Annotated in this window: 5 protein-coding genes and 1 pseudogene; 3 read left to right on the top strand and 3 right to left on the bottom strand. The window is 73.3% G+C overall.

Features of this window, described 5'->3' with window-relative positions; all coding sequences use genetic code 11:
- Positions 1-449: 449 nt before the first annotated feature.
- Positions 450-1,187, top strand: a complete 738-nt coding sequence (locus tag ACY45C_RS05860; protein WP_462186638.1) for a class I SAM-dependent methyltransferase — start codon at positions 450-452, stop codon at positions 1,185-1,187.
- Between the two features lie 47 nt (positions 1,188-1,234).
- Here ACY45C_RS05860 and ACY45C_RS05855 read toward each other — a convergent pair whose 3' ends face one another.
- The gene (locus ACY45C_RS05855) at positions 1,235-4,597 is read right to left on the bottom strand and encodes a UvrD-helicase domain-containing protein (RefSeq protein ID WP_462186632.1); all 3,363 of its coding nucleotides are present in this window, start codon (positions 4,595-4,597) and stop codon (positions 1,235-1,237) included.
- Between the two features lie 313 nt (positions 4,598-4,910).
- Here ACY45C_RS05855 and ACY45C_RS05850 point away from each other — a divergent pair.
- Positions 4,911-10,004 (top strand): annotated as a pseudogene (locus tag ACY45C_RS05850) (AAA domain-containing protein).
- Here ACY45C_RS05850 and ACY45C_RS05845 read toward each other — a convergent pair.
- Positions 9,941-10,642, bottom strand: coding sequence for an acetamidase/formamidase family protein (locus tag ACY45C_RS05845; RefSeq protein WP_462186630.1), 702 nt, complete (start codon positions 10,640-10,642; stop codon positions 9,941-9,943). The pseudogene ACY45C_RS05850 and the gene ACY45C_RS05845 overlap by 64 nt on opposite strands.
- Positions 10,643-10,707: 65 nt before the next feature.
- Positions 10,708-11,256, bottom strand: coding sequence for an acetamidase/formamidase family protein (locus ACY45C_RS05840; RefSeq protein ID WP_462186629.1), 549 nt, complete (start codon positions 11,254-11,256; stop codon positions 10,708-10,710).
- A 373-nt stretch (positions 11,257-11,629) separates the two neighbouring features.
- Between ACY45C_RS05840 and ACY45C_RS05835 the strand changes: the two genes are divergently transcribed.
- Positions 11,630-12,656, top strand: a 1,027-nt coding sequence (locus tag ACY45C_RS05835; RefSeq protein WP_462186628.1) for a thiamine-phosphate kinase, incomplete at its 3' end; no start/stop codon positions are given.

Genomic DNA, 12,656 nt, shown 5'->3' with positions numbered 1-12,656 from the left:
GCTACCACCATCACCAGTCCTCAGGATCGCCGGGAACACACGTCGCCGGGTTCAGGGAACGAAGAAGTACCAACGGGCCAAAGGAGCGTCCAACGCGTAAACAATAAACCTCGGAACCTGGATAATTCCACAACAAGCGCGATATGTTCCTGCTCTGCGCATCGGAGCCGGGAGACCGGGCGGACGTCGGGGCCGCTCCGGACCGGGGTCCACGCCACGCCACGGCCGGGACGGATCCGACTGGCGGCCCGGGCGGCTCCCGCCGCCCGCCGAAGGCCCGCAGCCGTGGTGTTATCGTCCCCGGCATGTCTGACACGGCGGCATCCGCGGCGACCTCCACCGCGTCCACGGCTACGGCTTCCACGGCTCCCCCCGCGGGCTCGAGGCAGGCCCCGACGCCCTCCGCGGCGGCCACTCCCCACAAGCGGACCAAGGAGGAGGGTCCGCTGGTGCGCGCCCTGCCCTATTCCGGGTTCGGACTGTCGCGCTCGAAGACGCTGTTCCTCGCGCACCGCAAGGAGCCCGTCGACCCGGCCGGCTTCTACTCGCTGATCGCCGCGGACTCCGTGCGCCAGCTGATGCGGTACACCTCCCTGACCGGCCAGCTCGTCCTCGACGTCGGCGGCGGCCCGGGTTACTTCCGCTCAGCCTTCCTCGACGCCGGCGCCCGGTATGTGTGGGTCGAGCCGGACGTCTCGGAGATGGAGGCCGGTGGCCTCGAGGTTCCCGGCCGGGTCCGGGGCAGCGCCTTGGACCTACCGTTCCTCTCCGGAAGCGTTGATCTCTGCTACACGTCAAACGTGCTCGAACACGTTCCCGACCCATGGCGGATGTGCTCCGAGCTGGCCCGGGTGACCCGCCCCGGCGGGCTCATCTTCCTGAGCTACACGAACTGGCTGTCCCCTTGGGGCGGCCACGAGACCGCACCCTGGCACTATCTGGGTGGCGACCGGGCGGCGGCAAGGTTCGAACGCCGCAAGGGCAAGGCGCCGAAGAACATCTACGGCAAGACTCTGTTCCCGGTGTCGGTGGCCGACACCCTCGCCTGGGCGAAGCGGCGGCCCGACGTCGAGATCCTCGACGCGATGCCGCGCTATCTACCCGACTGGGCGAAGGTGATTCTCAGGATTCCCGGTGCCCGCGAGATTGTGACCTGGAACCTCGCGATGGTGTTGCGCAAGCGCTGAGCCGCCGGGCCGCGCGAGTGCCGGCCCGGTGGCTCCGGCCCAGCGGCTCAGAGGAGTCGCAGCTGCTTGCCCGGTGCCGGCCGGCGCGGCCGACGCCGCCCGCCCTCGGCCGGGACGCCCTCGGCCGGGGCAGAGGACAGCAAAGCCGGCCTGATATCCGCAAGAAACGGTGAGGGACGGGTCGTCACGACCGACCCGGCGCGCCGCCGGCTGGCCGCCGAGGTGAGGACCAACCGATGCCTGGCCCGGGTGACGCCGACGAAGAAGAGCCGGCGCTCCTCCGCCTCGGCGTCCTTCGTGCCGGCGTCGGCGGTTCCGCCGACGCCACCGCCCGGCGCCTCACCGCCCGGAATCCCACCGGCCGGACCGAACCGCATCGGCAGCAGCCCGTCCTCACAACCGACGATGATGACCAGGCCGTATTCCAGGCCCTTGCTCGCGTGCAGGGTCAGCAGCGAGATCCGGTCCGCCCTCGGGTCCAGCCCGTCGACCTCGGCGGCGAGCGTGACCGACGTGAGGAAACCCGCCAGGTCGTTGCCGGCCGCTGCGGCGGCCGGTGCGAGCAGCTCCACCGCCAGGCGCAGCTCGGCCTCGGTCGGCACCCGCCCGCCGGAGAAGCCGGGGAACCCGTCGGACGGCACGGCGCCGAGCTCGCTTCTCCTCGCCTCGGCAAGATCGGTGGCCCGTGCCGCCGCGTCGCGCAGCAGACCCGACACCGGACGCGGGACGCCGGGACCCGACGGACCCGTGGTCGTCAGGTCCTGCAGCAGGGCGAGCAGGCCGGCGACCGCGGGAGCGTCCGCGAGCGGGAGATGAGAGCGCCGCTGGAACGGGAAACCGCGGGTGGCCAGCGCTTCCATGATCAGCTCGGCCTGGCGGGCGGTCCGGTAGAGCACGGCGATGTCCGCGAAGGAGAACCCCGCGTCGACCGATCCGTCCACCCCCGAGTCCAACGCGTGGAACGAGGTACCGCCAAGCGCCGCGTCGATCGTGCCGACGACGGCGATCGCCTCCTCGGCCTCACTGCGGTAGCGCCGCAGCAGCACCGGGCCGTCGCCCTCGGCGCCCCGCACGGCGGTCAGGGTCCGGTCCGGGACCAGACTCGCGGGCGCGATCACATCGAGCGCCGTCCGCACGATGGTGCGGGTGGATCGGTAGCCGCGGGTCAGGGCGACCGGGCGGGCACTCGGGTAGTCCTGCTCGAACCGCAGGAAGAACCGGACGTCCGCACCCCGGAAGCTGTAGATAGCCTGGTCCGGGTCGCCGATCACGCACAGGTTGGCCGTGGGGGGACACAACAGCCCCAGCAGGCGGTACTGGAGTTCGTCGGTGTCCTGGTACTCGTCGACCCAGACGTGGCGCCACCGCCGCTGGTAGTGCTCGGCGAGATCCGGGGACGACCGCAGCAGGGTCAGCGGCAGGGTGATCAGATCGTCGAGGTCGACCATGTCCCGATCGCGCAGCGCGGCGTTGTAACGGGCGAGCGCCCCGACCAGGTCGTGGTCGCGGATCTCCTCGCCGATCGCTCGGTGCCGCTTGAGCTCGGCGACACCGGCCGCCACCCGCCGGCGCGTCCGGGCGTCGCCCTCACCGTGCAGCGCCGCGGCGATTAGCTCCACGCGCACCGCGTCGTCCGCTACCTGGACCTGCGGGCCCCGGGCGAGTTTCGCGTGCTGCTCACGGATGATCGTGAGCCCGAGGCCGTGGAAGGTCGTCGCGAGCACCCGTCCGGCGGCGTCACCCAGCAGGACGGCGAGCCGTTCGGCGAGCTCCCCGGCCGCACGCCGGGTGAAGGTGACCGCCAGGCACTCCCCGGCCGGCACCCCGTGCTCAGCGACCCGGTGTGCGATCGCGTGGACCAGCGTACGGGTCTTGCCCGTTCCCGGTCCGGCGAGGACGAGCAGCGGACCGGACAGATGCGAGGCGGCCAGCCGCTGCTCGGGATCCAGCCCGTCGAGCACCGACGGGGTCTCGCCGGAAACCGGCGTGAACAGCTGGCTGCCGGCCACCGCGGCGTCCCCCGGCAGCACCGTGGCATCAGAGGCCGGGCGCGCCCGCGCCGCGAGCGCCTCGTCGAGGGAGGGTCCCGTATCGATCCGGTCCTGCCCACCGGCCGCGCCGGATCCCAGGTCGAACAGGGTGCCACCGTCCCGGGCGAGCTCCCGGGGCTCGAACAACCGGATGACGCCGTACTCGCCGTCGAACCCGGCCTGCCGGATCACCTCCCCGCGGCGCAGGCGACTGATTGCCTCGACCAGCTCCGGCGATCCGGCCTCGGCGATGTCCGTGAGCGGTACGTCGCCGAGGATGTCGAGCTCCGGGCCCAGACGGGAGACCAACGACGTCACCTGACCCGCGACCGCCTTGCTCTTCGGACCCACGCCGAGGATCTCCCCGACGACCTCCGGCAGCGGAACCAGCGAGGTGACGCCGGGCGCCGTGACGGGGCGGTGGCCGGGCCGCCGGTCGGCCAGCGCCTCGACCCGGTTGAGGACCCCGACGGTGAGGCCACCGCCGCAGGTGGGGCAGCGTCCGCCGGCCTCCCGGGTCTGGTCCGGCGTGAGGACCACCCCGCACTTGCGATGCCCGTCGAGGTGGTACTTGCCCTCCTCCGGGAAGAACTCGACGGTCCCCGCGAAGCCGTCCCCGCCGCGCAGCGCGGCCTCGATGGAGAAGTAGTCGAGGTCGCAGGTGAACGCGGTCGCCTCCCGGCCGAGCATCGGCGGGGAGTGGGCGTCAGAGTTGCTCACCAGCCGGTAACGGTCGAGACCGGAGATCCGCCAGAACATCTCCGGGTCCGCCGAAAGCCCCGTCTCCAGGGCGAAGACCTCATCGGCGAGGTCGCCGTAGCAGTCCTCGACGGCGTCGAACCCGGACTTCGAACCGAGAACCGCGAACCAGGGCGTCCACACGTGCGCCGGGACCAGATAGCAGCCCGCCCCGCCACCAAGGGTGATCTCCAGCAGATCGCGGGAGTCCAGGCCCAGGATGGGACGCCCGTCCGCGGCGAGGTTGCCGATTCGGGCCAACGCCGCCGTGATCCGTCCGGCGGCCTCCCGATCGGGAGCGTAGAGAAGATGATGGACCTTACGGGTCCGGTCGCCCCTCTTGTAGATCGTCGAGATCTCACTGGAGATCATGAAGCGGGTCGCCGTCCGGCAGGAGGCCGGCAACGTGCGCAGCACCTCATGCTCGAGATCGGACCGCAGCCGGAACAGGCCGGGCTCGGCCGGGACCAGCTTCGTCGCGATCTCCTGGGACCAGGCCGGATGGGTGAAGTCGCCGGTGCCGACGACGGCGATGCCCTTGCGTGCCGCCCACCAGGCCAGGTGCTCCAGATCGCAGTCACGACTGCAGGCACGCGAGTACCGGGAGTGAATGTGCACATCAGTGTAGAACCGTGACCTCACGGATGCGTATGTTGTCGCACCCGCCTCGCCGTGCCGTCGGCGGCACGCCGAACCCGCACCCGAACCCGCACCCGGCGCACCCCGCGGACGGGCTACCCCCTCCTGTCGCTCCGCCGGAGAGGGGGACGTCATTATGCGTAGGATGCCGGCATCCTACCGACCTCGCGGACGTGGCGTCACAGATCGGTGGCGCCGCGGATCGGGAGAGCGGATCGGGAGAACAGCGCCGACGGGAGGAAAGTCACGTGGCGACAACCGACGGATGTCGTTTCCCTCCCGGCGCGGGCGCCGGGATCTCCAGAGCGAGGTCCTGATGACGACGGAGACCGCCGGCCTCGAGCGGCATGCCGCCCTCGCCGACCGCTGTCACCGGCTGGTGCGGTTCCTCCATGAGGTCGCGGCGGCCCGGTCGGGCCGGATCCGGACCATCGAGGAGCATCCGCTCACGGTGTGGCTCGCCAGCATCCCGGCCGGCGTGCCGCTGTCCGAGCACGCCGGGGCCGGCGAGGTGCTGCTGACCGCCCCCGCCGCCACCGTCCTGCCCCCACCGCCGCCACCGCCGCCACCGCCGCCACCGCCCGCGATCCTCGCCGGCCAGATCGTGCTGCCCGACGCGGCCGGCGCCGATCCCGACCAGCCGCCGGTATGGAACGGCGCCGCCACCGCGCAGACCGCCGCCGAGCAGACCGCCGCCGCGGCGGCCTACCAGGCCTGGTTGCCGCGATGGCAGCTCTGGGCGACACGCGCGCGCGTTGACGCGGAGCGGCGCAATCTGCACAACACGCTGCACGCGGTCGCGGCCCGGGTCGCCCAGGAGGGTGACGCGCTGGAACTCGTGCTGGCGACCGGCCTGCTGACCTGGCAGCCACCGGGCGGCCCCACCGTCCGCGAGCACCTGCTGACCACCCGACTGACCTGCGACATCGACCTGGTCACCTCCGACATCAGGGTGCGGGTCCCGGCGGGAGCCACGACGCGCCTCGCCGACGGCCCGCTGCTCGACGGCATCGCCGGCTTCCGCCGGGAACGGACGAACGCGCTGCACGAGCGCCTGCGGGGACGACCGTCGGCGCCACTGGGCCCGGACGACATCCGGCTGCTGCGGGACTGGCTGGCGCTGGCGCTCGACGTGCCGACGGACGGCTTCGAACCCGACCTCGCGCCGCCCGCGCCGCCGCCGCCCGACAGCGCGTCACGCCCGCGGGTGACCTTCGCCCCGGCCCTCGTCCTGCGCACCCGTGACCAAGCCGCCCTGCTGACCTACTACGAGCGGATGCTCGACGTCCTGCGGGGTGACGGACCTCCGCCGCTCGGCTTCGTCCAGCTGGTGGAGACCCTCGGCGCCGCCGACCGGCTGGCCTGGCTCGAGGCGGAGGGGGCGACGAGCGGCGCCGAGCTCGGTGCGGACCCGCTGCTCCCGCTCCCGGCCAGTCCCGAGCAGGCCCGGGTGCTGGAACGGCTTCGCCACGACAACGGCGTCGTCGTCGAGGGCCCGCCCGGCACCGGCAAGACGCACACGATCGCCAACCTGGTCTGCGCCCTGCTGGCGGAGGGGCAACGGGTTCTGGTCACCAGCCAGAAGTCGCAAGCCCTGCGGGTCCTGCGGGAGAAACTGCCCCCGGACCTGCAGCGGCTGTGCGTGTCGTTCACCGACACCGAGGAGGCACGCGGCGCTCCGGTCGACCAGGCCGAGAACGCGGGGGCGGGCCTGGACGGCCGGCCCGACCCGGTCTTCGACCCCGCCCCGGCCGGGGCTGAAGACGGAGCGGACGAGCTCGGCGGCATCGGCGTGGGTTCCCCCGAGCTCGCCGCGAGCGTGAGCGCCCTGGCCGCGGAGAAGGCCACCTATCACCCCGAGGCGCTCGACCGGCGGATCGCGCGGGCCGCCGCGCGTCGGCGGGAGGCGATCCGCGCCCGCGATGTCCTGGCGGACCGGGCCCGCGCCCTGCGGTTGGCCGAGCACACGGTGCATCCGGACAGCGAGGTGGCTCCGGGCTGGGGCGGGACGCGGGCGAGCATCGCGGCGCGGGTCCGGGCCGAGGCCGACGCGTCGCGGTGGCTGCCGCGGCCCGTGCCCCGGGCCACCGCGACCACCGCAGCCACCACGACGACGGGGTCCGGGCCTGTCGGGCCTGCGCCGGTTCCCCCGCCGTTGACCGGCGCCGAGGCACTGGAGCTCCACGCCCTGCTACGATCCGGTCAGATGCGATCTGGTCAGGACGCCGGCGCGGACCGGTCCGCCAGCCCGGTGGTCGAGATGAGCCGGTTCCTACCCGCCGAGCGGTTCGCGGACCTGGTGGCCGCCGCCCGCGCGGCCGACGAGGCGGTCCGCCTTGCCCGCGCGGCCGTCCGTCCCGCGACCCGAGGTCTCCTCGACACGCTCGCCGCCGTCGATCCCGCGGTGGTCTCCCTCGATCCGCTACAGCAGGCGGTCGCCAGGCTCTCCCGCACGCTCGAGGAGCTCGACGGGCGCGGGCAGCGGTCGCACAGACGGCACTGGGTTCCGGCGGCCCTCGACGACGCCCTCGCCGGCCGGGACCGGGTCCTCTGGGCGAAGGTGGCCGCGGCCACGCCGATGATCGCCGAAGCGACACGGCACGTGACCGAACTCGGTCTGCACGCGGTCGCCCTTCCGACCTCCGCGTCCCCGGACGGCTCCGCCTCGGCCGCCGACGCCGGCTCCCCGGCGGATCCGGGCTTCGACCCCGCCCCTCTGCTCGCCCGGGGGGAGGCGCTGCGCGAGCACCTCGACGCCGGGGGCGAGCTGCGGCGCAGGTTCCGGCCGAAGTCCAGAAGGAGGCGGACGCGCTGCTGACCCGGACGCTGGTGGACGGCGTCGCGCCGACCACCCCGGAGCTGCTCGATCTCGTGCTCGTCCGGCTCCGGGCGGAGGTCGCGGTCGAGGCCGCGACCCGCGGGTGGGCCCTGGTCGGGATCGCGCCGCGGCCCACCGATCCCTTCGAGGTACGCCTGTCCCGACTGGTTGAGGCGCAGGAGGCCGTCACCGAGATCCAGGCGGTCGTGACGGCGCGGGACCGGGTCGTGGCGATCCTGGAGGACATCGTGCCCGGCCGGGCACCGGCGGTGGACTCCGCCGAGCGCGTCCGGGATCTCGCGGCCGTCATGGCCGCGCTGCGCCCGATGGCAGCCGCCGCCGACGCCGAGCAGGCACTGGGGGAACTGCGGGAGGGCTACGCCGAGCTTGCCACCGCGGCGGGCGCGCCGTCCGAGGTCGCCGAGCTGGCCGGCGCGGTGGCGGCCCGCAATGTGGCCGCGTACACGCGGACCCGGGCCGCGCTCGCCACCACCATGGCTGCCCGGGAGGTGGCGCTGCGCCGGGACGAGCTGCTCGGCCGGCTGCGCGCGGCGCATCCCGACCTCGCCAATCTTCTCGTCTCGACGGCCGGCGCGACCCGGCCCAATGGAGCGGAGATCTGGCCGACCAGGCTCGCGGCGTTCACGACCGCCTGGTCCTGGGCGGTGGCCGCGAGCTGGCTGACCGCCACGGCCGCCGGCGCCGGCGCGGCTCCCGGCGGCCCGGCTGGACCACCTGTCGATCTGGACGCCGAGCTGGACGCGGCGGAGGACATGGTCGCCGCGGCCACCGCGGAGCTGGCCGGCGCCCGCGCGTGGAAACACTGCCTCGAACGGATGGGCGCCGAGCAATCGGCCGCGCTGCGCGCCTATGCCGACGCGGTGGCGGCCAGCGGCACCTTCGGCGGCCGCCACGCCGAACGTTTCCGCCAGGCCGCCCGGGAGGCGATGGAGATCGCCCAGACGGCGGTGCCGGCCTGGGTCATGCCGATCCGGGAGGTGCTGTCGACGATCCCGGCGGTGCGCGACAGCTTCGACGTCGTGATCGTCGACGAAGGCAGTCAGGCCGGGCTCGACAGCCTGTTCCTGCTCTGGCTCGCCCCACGGGTGATCGTCGTGGGCGACGACCGGCAGTGCACGCCGCCGGTGGAGGTCACGGACGAGCTCGACCGGGTCTTCGACCGGCTGGAGGCCCTGCTGCCGGAGGTGCCGGCGTGGCTGCGCGTCGGGTGCACCCCCCGGTCGAGCCTGTTCACGCTGTTGCGGACCCGCTTCGGCGAGGTGATCCGGCTGCGGGAGCACTTCCGGTGCATGCCGGAAATCATCGAGTGGTCGTCGGCCATGTTCTACCGGGACGCGCCGCTGCTTCCCCTGCGCCAGTTCGGCGCCGACCGGCTGCCGCCGCTGGTCGCCCGGTTCGTTCCCCATGGTTTCACCACAGACGCGGGCCTCGGTCCACGCAATCCGGCCGAGGCCGATGCCCTGGTCGCGCAGGTGCTCTCCTGCGCCGAGGATCCCCGGTACGCCCGGCTCTCCTTCGGCGTCGTCGTCCCGCAGGGCACCGCGCAGGCGGCGCTGATCCGCGACCAGCTGGCCGACCGGATGTCCGCCGCCGAGCACCAGCGTCGACGGCTGCGGGTGGGCGTCCCCGCCGACTTCCAGGGCGACGAGCGCGACGTCGTCTTCCTGTCCCTGGTGGTGGCGCCCGACTCGCGCATCACCCCGCTGACCCGACTGGAGTACCAGCGGCGGTTCAACGTCGCGGCCTCCCGGGCCCGCGACCAGGTCTGGCTGTTCCACTCCGTACCGGTTACCGATCTTGACCCCCGCGATCTGCGGCACAACTTCTGAGCTACGTGCTGTCCACGACGCACCCGGCGACCGCCGGCCGCGGCGAGGAGCCCCCGGCGCTCGCCGAGGTGCCGGCCAACCGTCCGCATCCGGCCTTCGGATCCCTGTTCGAACAGCGGGTCTTCCGGGAGATCGCCGGCCGCGGCTACCTGGTCACCCCGCAGGTGGAGGTCAACGGTCGGCGGGTCGACCTGGTCGTCTCCGGCGGTCGGGCCCGGCTCGCCGTCGAGTGCGACGGGGACGTCGGCTCCGGTCCGGACGAGATCGCGCACGAGTTCGCCCGGGAGCGCGAGCTGCGCCGGGCGGGCTGGCGGTTCTGGCGGGTCCGCCAGTCCGAGTTCGACACCGACGCCGCGTTGGCCTCGTTGTGGCCGCGGCGGGCGAGGGCCGGCATCGCGCCCGTGAACACCGGGGCGCGACGACCGCGGGACGATGCCGCCATCGGCCTCCCCCGCGTCGAACACTCCACCGTCCGGGCGAGCGCCGACGAGGCGCTGCACCGGTGGCGGCCCATCGCCCTGTCCGATCTGGATGGCCTCGACGACGCACCGCCGGACGCCGATCCGCACGATCCGGCCCGTGATCCGGCCCGTGATCCGGCCCCTGCCCCCGGCGAGGCGCGGGCGCGGCCCTGGGCGCCGGTGGGGGCGACCGCTCCCCGCGGGCCGAACGGGTCGGTCAGGCCGGCAGCCCGGCCACCCCGCCCGGTTCGAACGGCGCCGGCAGGACGTCGGGACCGTGATCGTCGTGGGGATGCCTCGACGCCTGCTCCGGCGTCTTCTCCGCGGCGTGTCCCGGATCCGTCGGGTCCTCGGTCTCCGAGTCGCCCACGCCGGCGATCCGCACGAGTCCGGGTCGCGGCAGTCGCGGCTTCACGGTCGGCAGTTCGGTGAAATCCGCCCGGCGGATGCGGCAGAACGCGCTCTGGGTTCCGGTGCCGAGCTGGCACGCCCCGAAGTCGGCTGCGGCGGACAGGTAGGCAAGCGCCTCGGTCCGGTCGAGCCCGACCCGGCTCTGTAGGAAGACCACCGCCGACCGCGCCGCGCGGCGGACGGACTCGGCGAGGTCAACGTCGAGCCCCAGGGTGACCCAGGCCGTGTCGGTCTCGATGAACGGTTCCCGCAGCGCGCCGAGAACCGACCGGGCCGCCGTGTCACGCAGCACGGTCAGCCGCAGCGTCGCCCGCAGCGGGCCATCCAGGGCGGTGGCACCGATCTTCCCGTCTCCGAGGGCGTAATGCGGATCGCCGACGGCGAACAACGCGCCGCTCACCTGGACCGGCAGGAACAGCCGCGCGCCCGCGCCGAGTTCCCGGCAGTCCAGGGCGCCGCCGTGCGGACCGATCGAGGTGGAGGGGACGATCTCGATCGTAGTGTCCACGCCGACCGCCATGATTCCCAGGAACGGCGCCAACGGAAACCGGGTCCTGCTGCCGTTCACACTGGTCAGGGCGCCGAACAGACGGCCCCGCCGGCGCTCCACAGCGCAGAAGGTGGTAACGGTGCGGAAGCGTTGCCAATGGCGGGCGTCGGCGTCCGAGTCCGGTGGCCCCCCGCGGGGAACTCCCCGGCGAGCAGGCCCGCGCCATGGCGGGTCGAGACGATCCCATACCGTGCGCGGGGATGCAGCGAGACTATCTCAACCCGCAGCACGTCCCCCGGTTCCGCGCCCCGGACGAACACCGGTCCGGTGACGATGTGGGGGCCGTCCACCCCGAACCGGTGCGGGATACCCGAAGCGGCGATCGCCCGGGCGTCGGCCAGCGCCTCCGACGGCGCGACCCCGAAACCGGCGAAGAAGGCGTCGGGATCGCGCCCCTGGTCGCAGAGGATCCCCTCCTGGCTGACCGTATCGAAGGTGACCGTGGCGCCGGAGTCGACACTGAGAACCGGCCTGGTCAGGGCGTTCGGCAGCTCACCCCATCTGATGGTCTCGGGGGTGGAGGGCAGGTAGCGCCTTCCCTCGATCCTTCCTCGGCCAGACTGCAGCGCCACCCGGCCCTACCTGGACCGATGCCTGGTCAGCGGACCTCCGCTGGGCCGAATCGCCTGGGCGCGCAGCTGACCGGCCCCACGGATCACGGCAAGCCGCGGACGACATACACGCGGACAGGTCTGGCTTCGCACGCGCGTCAGATTTCCAGTGACATATGTCGGGAAGGTGACGCGGACGTTGCGATCACGGTCATTCCGCTGTTTCCGGGTACCCGGTGCGGTCAGGGCCGCGTCCACCCGTCGGTGCCGCCTCCGGCCGGGAGTCCCGGGTCCGGCCGGTCCGGCCGGTCGGTCGGTCCGGGGGTCGGCGGGGTCGGGAAACTCCGACGAGGATGAAATATCCAGATCAGTAGGGTATTGGAGGATATGGCGAGTGGGAAGTCACGGGAAACCCCCGGCGGGCGCAACGCTGCGCGATCTGGGTGAGTTCGGCTTGATCGAGGCTGTGACGGCGCGTTTCTCCCATGGACGGGACGTGCTGGTCGGCCCCGGGGACGATGCGGCGGTGCTGGCCGCCCCGGACGGTCGGGTGGTCGTCACCACCGACCTGCTGCTCGAAGGACGCCACTTCCGCCGGGACTGGTCGTCCGCGGTGGATGTCGGGCACAAGGCCGCCGCGCAGAACCTCGCCGACGTGGCGTCGATGGGGGCGAGGCCCACCGGCCTGTTCCTCGGATTCGCCGCACCCGGCGACCTCGCGGTCGACTGGGCCCTGGCGATGGCCGACGGAATGGCCGAGGAATGCGCGTATGCCGGTGCCTCCGTGTCCGGCGGGGACGTCAGCTCCGCGGATTCGATCATGCTCGGGGTGACCGCGCTCGGTGACCTGCAGGGCCGGCCGCCGGTCCTGCGCTCGGGCGCCCGGCCCGGTGACGCCGTGGTGCTCGCTGGTCGTCTCGGGTGGGCCCAGGCGGGGCTGGCCCTACTCACGGCGGGTTCGGCAGCCGGCGATTCCCGATGGGTCGACGACCCGCGATGGAAGAAGCTGATCGCGGCGCATCGCCGGCCCCGGCCACCCTACGCGCTCGGGCCGGTGCTCGCCGCCGCGGGCGCGCACGCCATGTGCGACGTCTCGGACGGTCTCGTGGCGGATCTCGGCCACATCGCCGTGGCATCGGGGGTGTCCATCAATCTCGCGCCGGAAGCCTTCCTGATCGACGAGGCGATGCGGTCGGCCGGGGCCGCCCTTGATGTGGACCCGTTGCGCTGGGTACTCGACGGCGGCGAGGATCACGCGCTGGTCGCCTGCCTTCCCCCAGGAGTGACCCCGCCGGCCGGGTGCGTAATGATCGGTTCGGTCCTGAGCGGCGCGGGACCGGTCGGCGCGGGGGTGACAGTGGACGGGGAGCGTCCCGTAGGCAGCGGCGGGTGGGACCACTACGGACAGTCCGCGACGGACG

The organism is Frankia sp. CcWB2, assembly GCF_977927585.1.
Note: the sequence above shows the minus strand (reverse complement) of the source record. Positions and strands in the feature narration are given on the sequence as shown.